Origin of the sequence: Micromonospora sp. H61 (assembly GCF_018070325.1) — a bacterium.
GTDB classification, from domain to species: Bacteria; Actinomycetota; Actinomycetes; order Mycobacteriales; family Micromonosporaceae; genus Micromonospora; species Micromonospora salmantinae.
Map to the genome: position 1 here is coordinate 63,773 of NZ_JAGPXY010000003.1, position 18,991 is coordinate 82,763.

Consider the following 18,991-nt stretch of genomic DNA (forward strand, 5'->3'; position numbering starts at 1 on the left):
AAGCCCATGCGTTGTTGCCAGAGTCTGGCAACAACGATGGTTGGGAAATAGGCTGACCCACGCCGGCCCGGTCGGGCCCGCTGACGCGTGGGAGGTCGCGTGGAGACACTGGCGATGCACATCTCGAACGGGATCATCGACGGTCCCGTGGCAGCGATCTTCGCTGCGCTCGCTCTTGCCGCGCTCACCGCCTGCGTGCTGCGCGGCCGGCGCGACCTGGACGACCGGCTGGCCCCGATGGCCGGCCTGGTGGCGGCGTTCATCTTCGCCGTCCAGATGCTCAACTTCCCGATCTTCACGGCCGGTGTCAGCGGTCACCTGCTCGGTGGCGCGCTCGCCGCCATGCTGGTCGGCCCGTGGGTCGGCGCGCTCTGCGTGGCGGTGGTGCTTGTCGTACAGGCACTGATCTTCGGTGACGGCGGCGTGGCGATGCTCGGCCTCAACATCACGAACATGGCGTTGCTCGGCACCGCCGCGGCGTACGCGCTGATCGCGCTGCTGCTGCGGGTGCTGCCCCGCACGCGGGCCGGTCTGGCCGTTACCGCTTTCGTCGCCGCGACGCTCAGCGTGGTGGTGGCGTCGCAGGGCTTCGTCCTGGAGTACTGGCTGGGTGGCACCACCGACCTGGGCAACAACCTGGGTGGCCTGGCCGGCACGATGGCCGGCGTCCACCTGCTGATCGGCATCGGCGAGGGCCTGATCACCGCGACAACGGTGCTCACCGTCGCGAAGGTACGCCCCGACCTGGTGTACGCGCTGCGTTCGCTGCGCGCGCCCGCCGCCCCCGCCGTCCCGGTCGCCGGAGGTGCCCGATGAAGAACCGCTCCTGGGCCTTCCTGGCCGGCGGCCTGCTGGTCGCCCTGCTGCTCGCCGGCGTGGTGAGCAACTACGCCTCCTCCCACCCGGACGGGCTGGACTCGTCCCTGCTCAAGGGCTGCACCGTCGACGCCGACGACAACATCGTCGGGGGGACCTGCCCGGCCCAGCAGGCCCGTGACCACGAGTTGGCCGACAGTCCGCTCGCCGACTACGGCGTACGGGGCGTGCGGAACAGCTTCGTCTCCACCGGCCTCTCCGGGGTGCTCGGGGTGCTGGTCACCTTCGCGATCGGAGCCGGCGGGTTCTGGCTGTTGCGCCGTCGAGGCGGCACGCCGACCGACGCTGACGCGGCGACGCCCACCGAGGGCGACCCCGCGACGTCCGGCGACGTCCGGCGCCGCGCCGACGCGGCCAGCTGAGCAGGGGTACGCGGATGGGGGCCGGTCACGGGCACGTGCTGTACCGCGAGTCGGACTCGCCGGTGCACCGGCTCCCGCCCGAGGTCAAGATCGTGGCGATGGTGGTCTTCACCCTCGCCGTGGTGGCCACTCCACGCGAGGCGTTCTGGGCCTTCGGCGCGTACGCCGTGCTGGTGGCGGCGGTGGCGGCGCTGGCCCGGGTGGGCCCACGGTGGTTGCTCAGCCGAGCGTTGATCGAGCTGCCGTTCGTGCTGTTCGCTGTCGCCCTGCCGTTCCTCGGTAGCGGCGACCGGGTCGAGGTGCTGGGCCTGCGGCTGTCCGAGGACGGGCTGCACGGCGCGTGGAACATCCTGGCCAAGGGCACCCTGGGGGTGCTCGCCTCGCTGCTGCTCGCCGCGACCACCACCACCCGGGACCTGATCGTGGGGCTGGACCGGCTGCACTGCCCGCAGGTGCTCACCCAGATCGCCACGTTCATGCTGCGTTACCTCGACGTGCTGGTCGGTGAGGCGCGGCGGATGCGGGTGGCCCGGATCTCCCGGGGCGACGACCCGCGCTTCCTGTGGCAGCTGCGCGGTTTCGCCGCCGGGATCGGGGCGTTGTTCCTGCGCGCCTTCGAGCGTGGCGAGCGGGTCTATCTGGCGATGCTGTCCCGGGGCTACACCGGGCGGATGCCCGCCGTGTGGCAGGGCGAGGGTGCGGCGAGCGCCGGTCAGTGGCTGGTCGCGGCGACCGTGCCGGTGTTGGCGGCCTCCATCGCCGCCACCGCCGTCGTGCTGTCATGATCGGTGTCGTGCAGACCGCTGTCTCGCTGGACGTTCGGGGCGTTCGTTACGCGTACCCGGACGGGCACGTCGCCCTTCAGGGGGTCGACCTGAACGTGCCGCGTGGCGAGCGGGTGGCGCTGCTCGGGCCCAACGGCGCCGGCAAGACCACGTTGGTGCTGCACCTCAACGGCATTCTCACCCCGACCGAGGGCAGCGTGAGCGTCGGCGGGCTGACGGTCACCCCGGATCGGGCCACCCTGGCCGAGGTGCGCCGCCGGGTGGGCATCGTCTTCCAGGACCCGGACGACCAGTTGTTCCTGCCCACTGTGGCGGAGGACGTGGCGTTCGGGCCGGCGAACCTGGGTCTGCGCGGGGCCGAGTTGGCCGCCCGGGTGGACGAGGCGCTCGCCGCGGTGGGGATGAGTGAGCACCGGGACCGGTCCCCGCAGCACCTGTCGTTCGGGCAGCGCCGCCGGGTGGCGGTGGCCACAGTGCTCGCCATGCACCCGGAGATCCTGGTGCTCGACGAGCCGTCGTCGAACCTGGACCCGGCGGCCCGCCGGGAGCTCGCCGAGATCCTGCGCGGCCTGCCGGTGACCCTGCTGATGGTCACGCACGACCTGCCGTACGCGGCGGAGCTGTGCGAGCGCTCGGTGATCCTGGACAACGGCCGGATAGTCGCCGACGCCCCCACCAACACCCTGCTCAACGACGCTCCCCTGCTGGCAAGACACCGCCTGGAACTCCCCCGAGGCTTCACCCCGCACCCGTAGACCCACTCTCGGCGGTCTCCACTCGAGGTGCTGCTGCGGTGGCGCGGGAGGTGGCGTGTAGGCGCAGGATGCCGGCGGCTGTCGCACCGGCGCCGGTGATCAGGAAGAGCGCCACCATCACCCGGGCGGCAGCGGGTGACCAGGGCACCGGGGCGATGGCGCGGGCGAAGACGGCGGCGTTCGACGCTCCGGCGAAGAGCGCCAGGCAGGCTCCGGCCAGCGCGACCACGAAGTCGGCGGCCGGGCGGCGGCTCAGCGCGTACCAACCGGCGGCGATCGCGCCGAGGCCGGTGAGCAGGGACCAGATCTGCCCGGAGAGCAGCCCGACCAGTACCCCGCCCACGCCCTGGGCGCCCGCGTCCAATTCCCGTCCCACCGGGTACCCGACGGCCAGCACGCCGCCGACGATCAGCAACACGCCGAGCGCGGACAGTGCGCGGCCGCCGGCCGGGGCGGTGGCGGCGAACAGGCCGAGGGCGCCCACCGCGAGCAGCCCCACGATGGTCACGGCCCACCAGGTGTACGCGTCCGGCGGCGGCACCCAGTCCAGCGTGCCGCCGATCACCACCGGGTCGGTGCCGTCACGCAGTGGGATGGTCCAGTTCCGGACCCGGTGTTCGCGGTCCGGTGCGGCGCGTACCGCGGCCGGTGGTGCCGACTCCTGCCACAGCGCGCGTTGGTCGTGCCAGCGCGCGGTGGTGCCGTCGTCGATCCGTTGCCAGGAGGGTGCGGCGGCCGGGTCCGCCTCGGCCGGGAGTGCGGTGTCCCCGGCGATGGTGCGGTTCAGGTACGTGGCGGGGGAGTGGCTGTTCTCGAAGACCCCGTCCGGGCCGACGCGCAGGTACGGCTCACCGGAGTAGCCGATGACCTCGATGGTGCGGCCGGTGCGGTTGGTCAGCTCCAGTCGGGCGCCCGCCTCGATGACGCGTACCTCGAGCCCTGGCCGCGCCGGTGCGACCCCGGTGGTCCGGGTGCGGTAGTCGGTGCCGTCAGGTGCGTCCGCGCCGTGGGCGGCGGCGGGCGCCGCGCTGATCAGCGTCACGAGGCCGGCTGCGGCGGCGACCAGGCCGGTGCGGCCCAGCAGGGTACGGATCACTTGCCGGCCGCCGCCACGGCTGCGGTGAGAGCGTCCGGGGTGGGGTTCTCGATGGGCTGACCGTTGACCTTGACGGTCGGCGTGCCGGTGACGTTGCTCTGGCTGGCGTCCTCGGTGACGTGTTCGGTCCAGGTCCGGTACGTCTCGTCCTTCACGCAGCTTCCGAAGGAGCCCCGGTCGAGGCCCACGCTGGTGCCGATGTCGATGAGCTTGTCGTCGGTGAGCCCGGCGCTGCCCTCCGGCGGCTGCTGGGCGAAGAGCGCCTTCGCGTACTCGTGGTACTTGCCGCCCGCCGCCGCGCAGCCGGAGGCGGCCGAGGAGCGGGTGGAGTAGTCGGTGGTGGAGAAACGGTTGAGGAACGCGACCGGGTGGTAGACCACCTTCGCCTTGTTCTCGGCCACCAACTGTTCGAGCGTTGACCCGCTGGTCTGCTCGAACTGTTTGCAGGCCGGGCAGAGGAAGTCCTCGTAGACGTCGACGGTGACCGGCCCGCCGCCGGTGACGATGCCGGTGCCCTCCGCGTTGGCGCCGGGCGGGGTGGTGAAGCTGTCGGAGCGCTGGCTGGACCAGACGGCCCAGCCGATGCCGCCGGCGATGACCAGGACGAGGACCGCGGCGGCGGAGACCCAGATCGTGCGGCGGCGGCGCCGCTCGCGGGCCAACTGCTCGCGGACCACCCGGGCGGCGTCCCGCTGCCCCTTGCGACTACTCATCCTCGTCCTCCACAACGGGTTCGCCGGACAACCATCCGTCCACCGATACCGGCGTACGCGGCCAGATCAGCAGAAATCCGGCCAGAACCAAGAATCCCAGGTCCCGGAGGATCTCCGGGAGGTAACTGGGTGCCTGCCCCGCGGCCAACTGCCCGCCGCTGCCGAAGCAGCCGCAGTCGATGGCCAGCCCACGCGCCCACGCCGAGACGATCCCCACGATGAAGACCACCAGCAGCGCGGCGGACACCCCGGCGACGAGCCGGGTGGCCAGCCCGAGGAGCAGCAGCACGCCCAACGCCAGCTCGACGAAGGGCAGCGCCGCGCCGATCACGGTCGCCAGTTCGTACGGCATCACCTGGTACGCGTTGACCGCCCGCCCGGAGGCGGCGAGGTCGCTGACCTTCGACGCGCCGGCGACCAGCCAGACGGCGGCGAGGCCGAGTCGGGCCGCGATGCCGAGCCACGGGCGGACCACTGGCCAACGGCCGAAGCGGGTGGAAGGTGCTGTCACGCTCATTTGTCGTCCCGTCCGCACCGGAAGTTCCGGGTTCAGCCGGTCAGGGCGTCGCCGACCGCCTCGACCAGGTCGTCTCGGGCCCGGGCGACCCGGGACCGGATGGTGCCCACCGGCACCCCTTCGACGGCCGCGGCCTCGGCGTACGACAGGCCGAGCAGTTGGGTGAGCACGAAAGCGGAGCGCCGCTCGGGGCCGAGGCGACGAACGAGGTCGGCGGCGCCGAACTGGCCGGCCGGGTCCGGGTGCGGTCGGTCGGTGTACGCGTTCGCCGCCAGGCGTTCGTCGAGCCGCCGCCGCCTGATGACAGTGCGCAGGTGGTCGGCGCAGGCCCGCCGGGCGATGCCGAGCAGCCAGGTGCGGGCGCTGGAGCGTCCCTCGAAGGCGGGGAGTGCCCGGAACGCCCGCAGGTAGGTTTCCTGGGTCAGATCGTCGGCGCTGTCCGGGTCGACCAGGGCGGCGGCGAACCGCCAGACCTCGGCCTGGGTCAGCCGGACGAACGCCGCCTGGGCGGTGGGGTCACCGTCGCGGGCGGTCAGCGCCCACCCGGTGGCCGGGTCCCGGGCGACCTCGTCGACCGGCTCCGCCGGACCGGCGGCACCGGAGTCACGCGGGACAGGGATCACGACACATCAGGTTACGCGGCGGTCGGCGGCGCGTCAGGGTCGTTCGGCCCTTGGATGGTCTGCGCCACGTCGGGAACTTTTTTCCGACCCGGGCCGACTACCAGTTCATGACGTGCGACCACAGAAGCGACCACCCCCCTCGGGTCGCCGAATGGGACACCCATCGGCGACCATGGCCGGCATGACTGTCGCCCCCCACCGCTGGGCCGCCAGGCTGGCCGCAGCCGCCGGCCTCCTGGTCACCGTCGTCGCCTTGTTGATCGCGCCGGCCACCTCCGCCAGCGCCCACGCGGTGCTGGAGAGCAGCAGCCCGGCCGCCGCCTCCATCGTGCCGAGCGGGCCGTCCGAGGTGGTCCTCACGTTCAGCGAGTCGGTCCGCAAGGTGCCCGGCAAGATCCGGGTCATCGCTCCGGACGGTTCCCGGGCCGACCGGGGTGAAGCGGCGTTCAGCGGCGGTGTGGTGACCATCCCGGTGGACCCGGCTGGTGCCCGCGGCACCTATCTGGTCAGCTTCCGGGTGATCTCCGCCGACAGCCATCCGGTCTCCGGGGCGTACACCTACTCGGTCGGCGCACCCTCGACCCCACCCGTCGACTCCGGCACGGACAGCCGCGCGAACCCGGTGGTGGAGACGGCGGTGAAGGTGGCCCGCTTCCTCGGCTACGCCGGCCTGGTGCTGCTGGTGGGACCGGCGCTGGTGCTCGCCGCGCTCTGGCCACGGCGGCTCTCCCGGCGGGGGCCGACCCGGCTGGCCTGGACCGGCCTGGCTCTGGTGGCCGTCGCCACCCTCGCCGACCTGTGGTTGCAGGTGCCCTACACGGCCGGTGGTGGTCTCTTCGACGTCACCGGCGAGGGGTTCGGCAGTGTGTTCGGCAGCACCTTCGGTGCCGCCCACCTGGTCCGACTCGGCCTGCTGGCGGCATCCGTCTTCCTGCTCCGCCCGCTGCTGGCCCGGCCCGCCGGGCGCGCGGACGCGATCATCCTGGCCGTGCTCGGCGGCGCCGCCCTGCTGACCTGGCCGCTGGCCGGGCACGCGGCGGCGTCCCCGGCGCCGGCGGTCTCCGTGGTGGTCGACGCGGTCCACCTGGGCAGCATGGCGGTCTGGCTGGGCGGTCTACTCATGCTCGCCGTCTTCCTGCTGCGTCAGGCCGACGAGCGGGAGTTGGGCGCGATCCTGCCGATCTGGTCGCGCTGGGCGGCGCTCGCCGTCTCGGCGCTGCTGCTGGCCGGCACCGTCCAGGCGCTGATCGAGGTGGCCACCCCGCAGGCGCTCTTCGACACCACGTACGGGCGCTTGCTGCTCGCCAAGATCGGGTTGTTCGCGCTGGTCATCGCCGTTGCCGCGTACTCCCGGAAGTTGGTGCGCAGCCGCGTCGCGGCGCAACGCCCGGTGCCGGTGCGCCGGGCGGTCCTGGTGGAGTTGGCCGTCACAGTGGTGGTGCTGGCCGTGTCCGCCACACTCGTGCAGACCACGCCCGCGCGCACCGCCGCGGCCGGCCCGTCCGCCGGGGCCGAGGCCGGCCTCTTCAGCACCAGGCTCTCCAGCCCGCTCCTGTCCGTCGAGGTCGAGGTGAGCCCGGCCGAGCGGGGCAACAACTCGGTGCACCTGTACGCGTACGACAAGGCCAACCAGCCACTGCTGGTCGCGGAGTGGAAGGCGACCGTCGCGCTGCCCTCGGCCGGGATCGAGCCGATCGAGGTGCCGTTGCTGCGGTTGACGGACAGTCACGCCTACGGCGACATCAGCCTGCCGACCCCCGGCGAGTGGCAACTGAAGATCACCGCCCGAACGACCGACATCGACCAGGCCATGGTGACCGCCACCGTGCCCATCCGTTAGAGAGGTTCGCGAAACCCATGACCCGATTCCGGCGTACCGCAACCGCCGCTGCCGCCCTGGCGTTCACCGCCGCCGCCACCGCTGTGCTCGGCTTCGCCGGACCGGCGTCGGCACACGTCACGGTGAACCCGAAGGAGGCGACCCAGGGTGGCTACGCCCGGGTGGCGTTCCGGGTGCCCAACGAGAGCGACACCGCGTCGACCACCAAGCTTGAGGTGGTACTGCCGGAGAACGCCCCGGTCGGCTCGGTGTCGACGATGCCGGTGCCCGGCTGGACGGTCACCACGGAGAAGCGCAAGGTGGACCCGCCGATCGAGGTGCATGGCAGTCAGCTCACCGAAGCGGTCTCCAAGATCACCTGGACGGCCTCCGGCGACGCGGGGGTGAAGCCGGGTCAGTTCCAGGAGTTCCCCGTCTCGATGGGGCCGCTGCCGCAGGTCGACTCGATGGTCTTCAAGACCCTGCAGACCTACTCGGACGGCAACATCTCGCGGTGGATCGACGACCCGGCGCCGGGTGCCGAGGAGCCGGAGCACCCGGCTCCGGTGCTCACCCTGGCCGCCGCCGCGGCGCCGTCGGGTTCGGCCTCGTCGGCCGCAGCCGTCGCCTCGCCCGACGACGATGACGACGACGACGGCAACGGGCTCGCGGTCGGCCTCGGTGTGGCCGGTCTCGTCGCCGGGCTGGCCGGTCTGGTGCTGGGCGGTCTCGCGTTCACGCGTACCCGCCGGGAGCCGGTCGCCAAGGCCTGACCATGTTCCACCCGCTGGCCCGCCGGATCTTCCGGCGGGCCAGCGTGCCTTCCGGAGTCGATGCCGACCGTGCCGTGGATATCCCCTGATCAGACGGTGTACGTCGGTAAGGTCGGCCGGGTATTTGGCTACGGAGGGGGACGGTGCGGATGCGGTTCGTGCGGATGATCGCCGGAGTGCTGCTGTTGGTAGTGGGAATTCCGGCGCTGTTCGCCGGTGGCGGGCTGTGGCTGGTGACCCGACACGCCGACCCCGGCGGGTCCTTCGCCGCCCGTTTCGAAACGGTCCGCACGCCCGGTCACGCGATCGTCGTCACCGACCTCGACCGGTTGCTGCGGCAGGAGGCGCCCTTCGCGCGTACCGCGCAGACCCGGCTGCGCCTGGACGCCCGCACCACGGGCGGGCCGGCCTTCGTCGGACTGGCGCCCACCGCCGAGGTGCGTGGCTGGCTGGAGGCGGTGCCGCACGCCACGGTCCGCCGGGTGGCGCTGGCCCGGGGTCCGCTGCCGGTCCGGCTCGATCCGGCCGGACCGGCCGCCGACACCCCGGGCGTCGGGACGACCGACGGGCCGGTCACGCCGCTGGGCCGGCCCTTCTGGGTACGCGAGGGGATCGGCTCGGTGGAGTGGAGCGCGGACGACCTGGCCGGCGAACCCATGAGCCTGGTGGTGATGCGCCCCGACGGCGAGAACGACCTGGCCCTGGACCTGCGCGCGGAGTTGCGGGCCGGGTGGACCGCCCCGGCCACCTGGGGTCTGCTGACCGTCGGCGTGCTGCTGGTGGTGTGCGCGGCGCTGCTCCTGCTACGGCCACTACGGCCACGCGAGGTGATCTTCGTGGTCGAGCCGGACCAGGTGCCGGTGCTCGCCGGCCGGCTCGGGGTCACCTCGCTGAGTGGCCTGGGCGCTCGCCAGCTCCATCCGACCCCACCGTTGCCGGCACGACAACTCGCCCCGGTCGGCTCCGCAGTCCCGGAACCCGCGCGCTCGGCGATCGGCGCGGCACGCGCGGCCACCCTCGCCGACCTGGACGAACCGGTCCGGCTGCCACGCCGGCCGGAGGTGACGCTGAGTCTCGCCTGGCCGCCGGCCGACGTGGACGAGCCCACGGCCCGACCGGTGGCGGCCGCACCGGATGACGGCCCGGTCGGATGACGGCCCGGCCGGTGGCGGTGGGTGAGACGGCGAGTGGCCCTCCGCGCTGCCGACGCGGAGGGCCACCCTCACCGGGGGATCGGTGCTACCCGAGCGGCGCTTGAGGTAGATGAGGACAGATTAGCGCCGAACATGGTTACTCGGGAGGTCTGTCCAATTGGTGCGATTTTCCGCCGCGAGCCCCGAGCGCACCGGCAGCGCCACCAACAGCAGCAGGCTGAGCAGCACGTAGGTGTTCTGCACGACGAAGTCCACCGGATCGTGAGTGCGGACCGCTCCCGCGCCCCAGGCCTGGAACGTCACCACGCCGTAGATGGTCACGGCGGTGATGCCCAGCGCGAGCCCGGCCAGCCACCGACGCCGGCGTGCCTCCTCCGGGCGGTCCGCGCTCAACGCCGCGTCGGCGAGCAGCACCACCGCCGGCACGAACCAGTAGATGTGATGGGTCCAGGTGATCGGGCTCGCCAGGGAACCGACCAACCCGGTCAACGTCAGGCCGGTCAGCGGGTCACCGGCCCGCGCCGCGCGGGCGGCCCGCCACAGCCCGTAGCCGGCGACCGCGGCCACCAGCAACAGCCAGAGCAGCCGGTCCGGCTTCTGCGGCTCGGTGAACCGGCTGAGCAGGCCGAACAGCGACTGGTTGCCGACGATGTCGGTGCGTCCCACCCGCTCGGTGGTCCACAGCTCGTGCGTCCAGAAACGCCACGAGTCGCGAGGGGCGATCGCCGCCGCGAGCAGGGTCGCCGCCGCCGCGGTCGCGCTCGCCACCGCCGCCGCCCGCCACCGCCGGGTGGCCAGCAGGTACACGATGAAGATGCCGGGAAAGAGCTTGAGCGCCGTCGCCAGCCCCACGCCCACCCCGGCCCAGCGTCGCGCCTGCGGTACCGCGAACAGCAGATCGGCCAGGATCAGCACGATCAGCAGCATGTTGATCTGGCCGAAGGTGATCGTCTCGCGGATGCTCTCCACCGCCAGCACAAGCAGTACGGCGGCGACCAGGGTGAACGTCCGGGGCAGGTCGTGTCGGGCGATCACCGGCGCCACCAGCCACCGGGTGGTCAGCACCACGGCCAGCACTGTGAGCGCCGTGAAGATCGCCACGGTGGCGCCGAGCCGCAGCAGACCGAACGGCCACAGCAGCAGCGCGCTGAATGGTGGGTAGGTGAAGTACAACTCGCCCTGCACCCGGTCGGGCTGGACGTAGTCGTAGAGCGGGTGGCCGACGCGCCACCAGTCCATCGCGGACATGTAGATCTTGAGATCGAAAAAGTTGTGCACGAGGCCGGGCAGGTACAGCGCTGGCAGCACAGCGCCGAGGGCCACCACCGCGACCAGACGACGGACCGTACGGCCGCCGGGATCGTCTTCGGTGACGGCGGGCGGTGCGACGGGTTCTGCTGGCACCCCGAAACCCTAGCGGTCCGGTCCGCCGAGAGCGCGCAGCCGCCGGGCGTGGGCTGCGCGTAGGCTGTCCCGGTGGCTGATCTCCTCGTCTGGATCGACTGTGAGATGACTGGGTTGGACCTCGGCAGGGACAAACTGATCGAGGTTGCGGCACTGGTCACCGATCCCGACCTCAACGTGCTGGGTGACGGTGTCGACGTGGTCATCCACGCCGACGAGGCGGCGCTGGAGGGGATGCCGGAGATCGTGCAGACCATGCACGCCAAGTCCGGCCTCACCGAGGAGGTCCGTCGTTCGGCGGTCACCCTCGCCGAGGCCGAAGACCTGGTCCTGGACTACGTCCGCACGTTCGTCAAGGATCCGCGTACCGCTCCGCTCTGCGGCAACTCGATCGCCACCGACCGGAGCTTCATCGCCAGGGACATGCCCCGCCTCGACGCCCACCTGCACTACCGGATGATCGACGTGTCGTCGATCAAGGAACTCTGCCGCCGCTGGTACCCCCGGGTGTACTTCGGCCAGCCGCAGAAGGGTCTCGCGCACCGGGCGCTGGCCGACATCCGGGAAAGCATCCGGGAGTTGGAGTACTACCGGCGCACCGTCTTCGTTCCGCTGCCCGGCCCGGATGTCGAGACCGCCAAGGCCATCGCCGCCGAACTCTGACCGCGCCGCCTCGTCCCGGGGAGCAGGGAACCCGCTGGACGAGGTGCGTCGCGGTGTGGCTATTATTGGTCCGCACCCCGCCCGGAGCGATCGACCGGGCGACGGCGGCATGGTGGCTGTAGCTCAGTTGGCAGAGCACCGGGTTGTGGTCCCGGTTGTCGTGGGTTCAATTCCCATCAGTCACCCAGCGGTTCCACTGCTCAGGCCCCCTCCTCGGAGGGGGCCTGAGTCGTTGTGGGGGCGAAACAGGGGGACCACGCGAAAGCCCCCTCCGAAGAGGGGGCTTTCGTCGGCTGGCTCAGGCGGTCGGCGTGGGGGACGGGGTGACCGTCCCGTCCGGGGTCGGGGTGGTGGCGTCCGGGTCGGCCGGAGGCTCGTACGGAAGGGCGCTGCCCTTGACGTACTCGTCCCAGCTCATGTTCCAGTCGGTCCAGCCGTTGCCGTTCTGGAGCTTGCGCTCGGTGCCCTTGACCGTGATCGGGTCGCCGATCTGGGTGTTCTTGAAGAGCCAGTCGCCGTTGGCCATCGACACGTTGACGCAGCCGTGCGACACGTTCGTGGTGCCCTGCTGCCCCTCGGACCAGGGTGCCGCGTGGATGAACTCCCCGCCCCAGGTGAGGCGCTGCGCGAAGTCGATCTTGGTGCGGTAGCCCTCCTCCGGGCCCAGCTCCTCGAACGTGTCGAAGACCGTCTTGCGCAGCTTCTCGATCACGACCATCGTGCCGCTGGACGACGGGGTGCTCTTCTTGCCCAGGCTGACCGGGATGGTCTTGATCACGGAGCCGTTGCGGGTCACCGTCATCCGCTTGGTCTTGTTGTCCACCGTCATGACCACCGCCGCGCCGATCTTGACGTCCACCGAGAGGTCGGCGCGGCCGTACCAGCCCGCACCCATCGGCAGACCACCGGCCTGCACCCGGTAGGAGACCTTGCTGTTCGACTTCCAGAACTCCTTCGGCCGGTACCGGATCTCGGTGGGGCTGACCCAGTGCCAGATCCCCTCCTGCGCCGGGGTCGAGGTGACTGTCATCCGGCGCTGCACGTCGTCGCGGTAGTCCTCCGGGATGGCGCGGCTGAACTTCACGATCAGCGGCATGCCCACCCCGACCACCTGGTTGTCACCGAGGAAGCTGCTCACCCGTACCTGATTGCCGGGCTTGGCCATCGTGGTGAAGGTGCTCGTCGCGGTGGCCGGGCGTCCGTCGTCGCCCTTGGCGGTCACGGTGGCCGTGTAGCTCGTGCCGTAGGCCAGCGCGCCGGTCGGCAGCCACGACTTGCCGTCCTTGGCGAGGGCGCCCTCGACCGCCTTGCCGGCGGCGTCCTTCAGCTCGACAGCGGTCTCCACGGCGTCCTTCGTGGTGAAGGTGATGCCGGTGGACGCGGGCACGTCCTTGGCGTCGGCCGCCGGCTCACTGATCGTCGCGGCGGCCTTCGGTGCCGGGTTCTCGCCGCCGCCGTGCCACGAGGACGGCTTGCCGCCGTCGCCGTCGGTGCAGGCCGAGGTGAAGGCCAGCGCCACGGCGAGAAGCCCCGCCGCGAACACGCGGCGTCGCCCACCGGGCCTGATCAGCTGGTCCTGGCTAGCTCGCATGAATTCCCTCACAGTTGTGGTCGCTGCCCCATCGTCTCTTACTGACGCGCCAGAGCCGACCCCGGTTGCCGAGGGTGAACCGAAACACGCCATCAATTGTGCCCGAATCCTGCTACTATCCGGCGTTTCGTGAGCCTGGTTCGTCTCCGTGTCGGGAGCGCGGGGGTCGCCGCGCCGTCATCGAGCGGCGGGAGTGCAAGGGTACGCCGGCCCGGCCAACGGCCGAGCCGGCGCAACGAGGCCGACGGCTCAGACCGCCGGGCCGGCCCCACCACTGGGCACCGGCAACGCGCTGCCCTTGATGAACTCCGACCAGCTCAGGCTCCACGCCGTCCAACCGTTACCGGCGGCGATCCTGCGCTCGGTGCCCTTGATCGTGATCGGGTCACCGATCCGGGTCTTGCCGAACAACCACCTGGCGTTCGCCATCGACACGTTCACGCAGCCGTGCGAGACGTTCTGCCGCCCCTGCACGTGCTCCGACCAGGGCGCGGCGTGGATGTACTCGCCACCCCAGGTGAGCCGCTGGGCGAACTGGATGTCGGTCACGTAGCGGTTGGCCGGATCCGGGTCGTCGCGGGTGTCGAAGACAGTGGCTTCCTTCTTCTCCATCACCACCATCGTGCCGCTCGACGACGGTGTGCTCTTCTTGCCCAGGCTCACCGGAATGGTGCGTACCGGCGCGCCGTTCTCGTACACCGTCATCTTCTTGTTGGCGTTGTCGACCTTCATCTCGAACGACCGGCCGATCTTGGCGGTGGCCTTGCGGTCGATGTCGCCGTACTTGCCGTTGCTCAGCGGCACCCCCGCCAGCGCGATCCGCACGGTGATGGTGGTGCCCGGCTTCCAGTACTCCGGGGCCCGGTAGTAGGCCTGCGTGCCATTGCTGACCCAGTGCCACGCGCCCGGCTGCGGCGGGTCGGTCCGGACGAACATCCGCTTCTGCACCGCCGCCCGGTCCTTCTTCGGGATACCCGGGTGGAACTCGGTGACCACCGGCATGGCCACCCCGTAACTCTTGTCGTCGAAGAGGTACAGGCCCGAACCGATTGTCGACTTCGGCTTGGCCATCGTGGTGAAGCTGCTGGTGCCCTGGCTGCTCGTGCCGTCCGACGCGCTCGCCGTCACCGTGGCCGTGTAGCGGGTGCCCCATTTCAGCGGAGCGGATGGCACCCAGGACGAACCATCGGTACGCAGCTTGCCCTCGATCGAGCCGCCGCCGTCCGCCGTCAGGGTGACTGCGGACACCTTCCCGCCGTCCGGGAGCTTCGCGCTGATCTCCGTGCTCACCGGCCGATTCTTCGTGCCGTTCGCCGGGCTCAGCGTGAGCGCCGGCCCACTCGGTGTGCTCGGCGTCGAAGGTGCGGCTGAGCCAGGGGTGGCGCTCACGTCCGAGGACGCCCCGCCAACGAATTCCGGCTTCTTCTCGTCGCCGCCGCATCCGGTCAGTGCCAGCGACGCCGCCAGAGTCAGGGCGCCCACCACCGCCCCGGCTCGCGTGAACCGTGCCATGCCCACCTCTGTTCTCGCGTACCTGGCGGACATCGTGCCGCATCACCGCCGCAACCCACGCCCCGATCTTGGTGGCGGTGGCCGGTTTGGGGCTTTTTGCCGGCAAAGCTCGACCGAAGGGGGGACCCGGGGAACCGAATTGGAGCCCGCGTTCCAGGGGTGCTAATGTTCTCTCCGTTGCCGACGAGCGCCGCTAGCTCAACTGGCAGAGCAGCGGACTCTTAATCCGCGGGTTCGGGGTTCGAGTCCCTGGCGGCGCACCAACGATCAAGGCCCTGACCTGGTGGTTCACACTGGGTTAGGGCCTTTTTCGCGTACGTCGATGGTGGGTGGATGCTCGGGAGCCGTTGGACCCGGCGACCCGGCGGCGAGCACGACACCACCGCTGCGCGTACCCATCCGGAGACCCTCCCGGCGCTGCGAGCCGCCGCCGACGACCTGCGCGCCATCGGTGAACGCGGAAACTCGCTGCTCAAGACCACATTCAAGGCACTCCGGAACGTCAGCCTCAACCCATGGCGCATCGGCGAGATCGTGGCAGCCGCCCTCGCCCTGCTGCACTTCGACCATGCCCGAACCACATGATCACCACCCGTGATCAAGTCCTTGCACGGAATGGCTCAGTAGCCTCGGTCTTTCAAAGCTCATCGACACCATTGCATGAAATCCGGCGACTCGGCCGGAATGGTTGCGAAACCGTGGCCTCCACGCCTCCACGCCTTCGCGCCGAGGAACCGGACCTGCGTGCCGCGGGTCGAGGTGGAGTCCGGTCAAAGTGGGCAGAGTTGTGGATGTGCCGACAAATTCAAGGCATTGACAATGATCACGGCTCGCGGCACACTTTTCGCAGCCGCCGGGCGCAGGCGTCGGGTTCCTTTATTGCAAGTTTGTTTCCGAGTAGTAAACGTAGATTGGTCCGCGTCCCCACAGCGATGGTGGGGAATGCGTAGATCCTCGTAAGAGTATCTGGACGTTGATGGTTACTTCGCCCTGCCGGGCGTTCTCGCGTGCCTGCGGGCGGATTTCTGCCGCTCGTGCCTCGCGGTCTCGACTCGTCACTGAAGGCCGGGTGTCGTAATCGTGGACGATGCAGTTGACCCCGGCCCAAATCCTGAGTTGGCCTGTTCGTTTCCCTTGGATCGGAGATCTAGTGCGCATCGCCTTCCTCACCACAACTCAGCATGGTCACCTCAACCCGTACATTCCGGTGGTCAATGCGCTCCAAGCCGCCGGCAATGAGGTTGTGCTGCTGTTGTTGTCTGCGGACGGTGGCGCGCTCGGCGAGCAGCGTCGCCAGGCCCTGGGTGCGGCGGAGGTCCACCTGGTCGGCCAGGTCGAGATGGCCCCGTGGAGCGACGATCCGGCAAAGATCGGTCCGATGCTCGAATCGTCACCGGTGGCGGACCAGGTGGCTGATGCGCTGCGGGCGACGGCACCGGACTTCGCGCTGCTCGATTCGCTGCCGGTATTGGCGGCAGCGATGGCCGGGGCGCAGGCATCGGGTGTGCCGTACGGGATGATCTGGGCAAACCTGGGCGGGGTATGCCCGAAGGAGCGTCGCCAAGGTCGCTGGCTGTATGACGAACAGGTTGGCGACTATCTGACCAGGCGCGGGGTGTTGTGGTCGACCCGGACTCATTCGGCGCGTTCGCCGCTTCTCAATCTGATGCCGACGATTCCCTCGCTCGTCGGGGATGAGGCGGTCACCGACGACGGTGTGCAGCTGGTCGGGTTGCCGGGTGCGGCAGGCAAGCGCGGTGACGAGGTCGCCTTTCCCGGCCTGGAGGAGATCGGCCCCGGTCGCCCGCTGGTGTTCGTCTCCTTCGGCACGATCTTCTTCAGGCGGCCCGACCTCCTACGCACGGTGATCATGGGAGCGGTGAAGACCGGTGCGCAGGTGGTCGCCGCGGTGGGAGATCTCGCTGAGGAACTCGCGCTGCCCGCCGACGTGCTTACCGCCCCGTACGTGCCACAACGTGAGGTGCTTGAGCGCGCCGACGTGTTCATCACCCATGGCGGCTACAACTCGGTGGCGGAGTCGATCCGGGCGGCGACACCGATGCTGGTGATCCCGCTAGCTGTGGATCAGCCAATCCAGGCGTACTTCGTGGAAACCGCGGGCTTCGGGACGGCATTGGAGCCGGCCGACGTCTCAGAACAGGCGGTCGCTGACGCTGTCACCGATCTGCTTGATCCCGACCGGAGCTACCGGGCGCGGCTGCGCGCGGCGCAGCCCGAGTGCGGCGATTCCGCCGCGCGCACGGCAGAGATGGTCATCAGCACGGCCGAGAAGCTACAGCGAGAGGGGGAGCAGTGACGATAGAACTGCAGCGGCCGGTGGCCGACCAGATCGTGTTCGATGATCTTGAGAGCTTCTCATTCCGGGTGGACCGCCGGGCCTACACCGACGACGACGTGGCCGCACAGGAGATGACCAAGATCTTCGATCGCTGCTGGTTGTACGTCGGGCACGAATCCGAGGTGCCCGCGCTGGGCTCCTACGTGTCACGTGATGTCGGAGGGCGCCCGGTGGTCATGGCGCGCGGCTCCGACGGGGTGATTCGAGTGTTCGCCAACAGCTGCCCGCACCGCGGGGCTCTGATCTGCTCGCAGTCAGCCGGGCAGGCCAGATCTTTCCGGTGCCCGTACCACGACTGGACATTCTCCAACCAAGGCGACCTGGTCGGAGTTCCGCTTCCGGACGGGTACGGCCCAGGCTTCCGCAAGTCCGACTTCGACCTGGCACGGCACCGTAGCGACAGTTACCGGGGTTTCGTGTTCGCGACCTTCGATCCTGAGCAGCCACGCACCTTGACCGGATATTTGGCGGGCGCGACGGAGTACCTCGATCTGGTCGCCGACCAGTCCGAAGTTGGAATGGAGGTGATCCAAGGTGCGCAATTGCACGGGGCTCGGGCCAACTGGAAGCTCATGATGGAGAACAGTGTCGACATCTACCACTTCCGCGCCCTGCACAAGCGTTACGTGAGCTACATCGAGTCGCTCGGGACAATGGCGCCGCGACGACGTGGCGGGTTCGCCCGCGCTCTCGGCCGGGGGCATGGCGCCAATGAGTTGGTACCGGCGGCAGCTCGACCGCTCGCCTATTGGACGCCGATGTTTCCCCCTGAGGTCAGGTCGCGGATGGAGGCGACGGCCGCACGGTTCGTCGAACGGTTCGGCGCCGAACGCGCCCAACGGATCACCGGCGCCAACAGGGCGTTGATGATCTTCCCCAATCTGATGATCATCGACGCGATCGGGATAACCATCCGCAAGATCGACCCGGTCGGCGCCGGCCAGATGTCGATCACCTCTGTCGCGCTGGCCCCCAAGGACGAGGATCCGGACATACGGGAACTGCGGAAGAGTCACTACCTGACCTTCCTCGGTCCCGCCGGCTTCGCCACCCCCGACGACATCGAGATCATCGAGTCATGTCAACGGGGCTACCTCAATCGCACGCTCCGCTACTCGGACCTGTCACGCGGTATGGCCAAGGAGGTCCCCGAGACCACCGACGAGCTCCCAGCCCGCGAGTTCTGGCGGCAGTGGGACCGGCTGATGTACGACGGCGACGACCACGAGGAAGCTCACCACGTCACTCAGCGGGCCGAGAGGCAAGGGGCGCAACGGCGATGACCACCGACACGATCAACACCGAACTGGTGGTTGACGAGACGGCCCAGATGCGGTTGTGGCACCGGGTGAGCCAGTTCCTCTTCCGTGAGGCGCGGCTGCTCGACGAGTGGCGCCTGCGCGAGTGGTACGACGAGATGTTGACCGACGACATCCGCTACCTGGTGCCGGCCACCGACGTTCGGGGCGAGTCGGCCGATGCGCTCGGGCTCATCGACGACAACGCCGCCCGGCTGCGCCAGCGGATCGAGCAACTCCTCAACGGCGAGGTGTGGTGCGAGAACCCCCTGTCGCGGACAAATCGGATGATCAGCAACGTGGAGGTTCTGGCTGATCGGGGCACGCACCTCGATGTGGCGGCGAATGTCGTCGTGTACCGGTTCGGGCACGGGCGCTCTGACTCTTACGTCGGAAAATGTCGGCTCGAACTCGCCGTCGAGGGCGAGTCGTTCCGGGTCCGGCGACGTCTCGTGGTGCTCGACCACGAGAGTCTTCGCGAACACGGAAAGCTCAGCATCATCCTCTGAGATCTGACAGAGACACGGCCCTGCTCGCAGCTTTGGCGCAGGGGTGGGTCTAGTTCAGGCTGCGCCGCACCTGCCGCGCTGATCGGTGACGTCGGTGGCGGCGCGGGCCGGCTGGTCGCTGCCTTCTCGATGGGTACTGACATCTGCGCCCGCGCTGCTGCTCGTCGTCTCCGTGGCGTCGT

The 18,991-nt window shown here is 70.0% G+C and carries 18 protein-coding genes, 2 tRNA genes and 1 pseudogene; 14 read left to right on the forward strand and 7 right to left on the reverse strand.

Features of this window, described 5'->3' with window-relative positions; translation table 11 throughout:
* Positions 1-99 precede the first annotated feature (99 nt).
* The 4 genes from KBX08_RS03060 to KBX08_RS03075 are packed head-to-tail and all read left to right on the forward strand — an operon-like array spanning position 100 to position 2,778.
* Positions 100-816 carry an energy-coupling factor ABC transporter permease gene (locus KBX08_RS03060; RefSeq protein WP_210780979.1) on the forward strand — a complete coding sequence of 239 codons (717 nt, stop codon included), beginning with the start codon at positions 100-102 and terminating at the stop codon, positions 814-816.
* On the forward strand, positions 813-1,238 hold the full coding sequence (locus KBX08_RS03065) for a PDGLE domain-containing protein (protein ID WP_210780980.1): 426 nt from the start codon (positions 813-815) through the stop codon (positions 1,236-1,238). Before KBX08_RS03060 ends, KBX08_RS03065 begins: the two co-directional genes overlap by 4 nt.
* Positions 1,239-1,252: 14 nt before the next feature.
* Positions 1,253-2,023 (forward strand): cobalt ECF transporter T component CbiQ, encoded by a 771-nt coding sequence (gene cbiQ / locus KBX08_RS03070; protein WP_112601774.1) that lies wholly within the window; start codon positions 1,253-1,255, stop codon positions 2,021-2,023.
* Positions 2,020-2,778 (forward strand): energy-coupling factor ABC transporter ATP-binding protein, encoded by a 759-nt coding sequence (locus KBX08_RS03075; RefSeq protein ID WP_210780981.1) that lies wholly within the window; start codon positions 2,020-2,022, stop codon positions 2,776-2,778. The genes cbiQ and KBX08_RS03075 overlap by 4 nt, the downstream gene beginning before the upstream one ends.
* Here KBX08_RS03075 and KBX08_RS34340 read toward each other — a convergent pair.
* From KBX08_RS34340 to KBX08_RS03095, 4 genes are read right to left on the reverse strand one after another with little or no spacing between them, the layout of a single operon-like run.
* Positions 2,762-3,874, reverse strand: coding sequence for a hypothetical protein (locus tag KBX08_RS34340; RefSeq protein ID WP_210780982.1), 1,113 nt, complete (start codon positions 3,872-3,874; stop codon positions 2,762-2,764). The genes KBX08_RS03075 and KBX08_RS34340 overlap by 17 nt on opposite strands.
* Complete coding sequence (locus KBX08_RS03085) at positions 3,871-4,587, reverse strand: thioredoxin domain-containing protein (protein ID WP_210780983.1); 717 nt, start codon at positions 4,585-4,587, stop codon at positions 3,871-3,873. The genes KBX08_RS34340 and KBX08_RS03085 overlap by 4 nt, the downstream gene beginning before the upstream one ends.
* Entirely contained in the window at positions 4,580-5,104 is a 525-nt protein-coding gene (locus KBX08_RS03090; RefSeq protein ID WP_210780984.1) for a MauE/DoxX family redox-associated membrane protein, read from the reverse strand. Before KBX08_RS03090 ends, KBX08_RS03085 begins: the two co-directional genes overlap by 8 nt.
* Before the next feature lie 32 nt (positions 5,105-5,136).
* Positions 5,137-5,727 carry a sigma-70 family RNA polymerase sigma factor gene (locus KBX08_RS03095; protein ID WP_210780985.1) on the reverse strand — a complete coding sequence of 197 codons (591 nt, stop codon included), beginning with the start codon at positions 5,725-5,727 and terminating at the stop codon, positions 5,137-5,139.
* A gap of 172 nt (positions 5,728-5,899) precedes the next feature.
* Between KBX08_RS03095 and KBX08_RS03100 the strand changes: the two genes are divergently transcribed.
* The 3 genes from KBX08_RS03100 (at position 5,900) to KBX08_RS34850 (ending at position 9,473) form a co-directional block, all read left to right on the forward strand.
* Positions 5,900-7,567, forward strand: coding sequence for a copper resistance CopC/CopD family protein (locus tag KBX08_RS03100; protein WP_210781122.1), 1,668 nt, complete (start codon positions 5,900-5,902; stop codon positions 7,565-7,567).
* A gap of 17 nt (positions 7,568-7,584) precedes the next feature.
* Complete coding sequence (locus tag KBX08_RS03105) at positions 7,585-8,319, forward strand: YcnI family protein (protein WP_210780986.1); 735 nt, start codon at positions 7,585-7,587, stop codon at positions 8,317-8,319.
* Positions 8,320-8,468: 149 nt separating this feature from the next.
* Positions 8,469-9,473, forward strand: coding sequence for a hypothetical protein (locus KBX08_RS34850; protein ID WP_210781123.1), 1,005 nt, complete (start codon positions 8,469-8,471; stop codon positions 9,471-9,473).
* Between the two features lie 120 nt (positions 9,474-9,593).
* On the opposite strand, the gene KBX08_RS03115 is transcribed toward KBX08_RS34850, so the two are convergent.
* On the reverse strand, positions 9,594-10,877 hold the full coding sequence (locus KBX08_RS03115) for a glycosyltransferase 87 family protein (RefSeq protein WP_210780987.1): 1,284 nt from the start codon (positions 10,875-10,877) through the stop codon (positions 9,594-9,596).
* A 72-nt stretch (positions 10,878-10,949) separates the two neighbouring features.
* Here KBX08_RS03115 and orn point away from each other — a divergent pair, with 72 nt between their 5' ends.
* Together orn and KBX08_RS03125 are read left to right on the forward strand one after the other, a co-directional pair.
* Complete coding sequence (gene orn / locus KBX08_RS03120) at positions 10,950-11,540, forward strand: oligoribonuclease (RefSeq protein WP_210780988.1); 591 nt, start codon at positions 10,950-10,952, stop codon at positions 11,538-11,540.
* A 112-nt stretch (positions 11,541-11,652) separates the two neighbouring features.
* Positions 11,653-11,725: transfer RNA gene (locus KBX08_RS03125), tRNA-His, on the forward strand.
* 113 nt (positions 11,726-11,838) lie between these two features.
* Here the strand turns inward: KBX08_RS03125 and KBX08_RS03130 are convergent.
* Complete coding sequence (locus KBX08_RS03130) at positions 11,839-13,131, reverse strand: Ig-like domain-containing protein (RefSeq protein ID WP_210780989.1); 1,293 nt, start codon at positions 13,129-13,131, stop codon at positions 11,839-11,841.
* A gap of 249 nt (positions 13,132-13,380) precedes the next feature.
* Positions 13,381-14,643, reverse strand: coding sequence for an Ig-like domain-containing protein (locus KBX08_RS03135; RefSeq protein WP_210780990.1), 1,263 nt, complete (start codon positions 14,641-14,643; stop codon positions 13,381-13,383).
* Positions 14,644-14,830: 187 nt separating this feature from the next.
* Here KBX08_RS03135 and KBX08_RS03140 point away from each other — a divergent pair.
* The 5 genes and pseudogenes from KBX08_RS03140 (at position 14,831) to KBX08_RS03160 (ending at position 18,809) form a co-directional block, all read left to right on the forward strand.
* Positions 14,831-14,906: transfer RNA gene (locus KBX08_RS03140), tRNA-Lys, on the forward strand.
* A 64-nt stretch (positions 14,907-14,970) separates the two neighbouring features.
* Positions 14,971-15,228 (forward strand): annotated as a pseudogene (locus tag KBX08_RS34855) (IS5/IS1182 family transposase); the annotation flags it as partial.
* 565 nt (positions 15,229-15,793) lie between these two features.
* Positions 15,794-16,960: a glycosyltransferase gene (locus KBX08_RS03150; protein ID WP_210780991.1), complete on the forward strand. Its 1,167-nt coding sequence runs from the start codon at positions 15,794-15,796 to the stop codon at positions 16,958-16,960.
* Positions 16,961-16,980: 20 nt separating this feature from the next.
* Positions 16,981-18,285: an aromatic ring-hydroxylating dioxygenase subunit alpha gene (locus KBX08_RS03155; protein WP_210780992.1), complete on the forward strand. Its 1,305-nt coding sequence runs from the start codon at positions 16,981-16,983 to the stop codon at positions 18,283-18,285.
* The gene (locus KBX08_RS03160; protein WP_210780993.1) at positions 18,282-18,809 is read left to right on the forward strand and encodes an aromatic-ring-hydroxylating dioxygenase subunit beta; all 528 of its coding nucleotides are present in this window, start codon (positions 18,282-18,284) and stop codon (positions 18,807-18,809) included. The genes KBX08_RS03155 and KBX08_RS03160 overlap by 4 nt, the downstream gene beginning before the upstream one ends.
* The last annotated feature ends 182 nt before the right edge of the window (positions 18,810-18,991 follow it).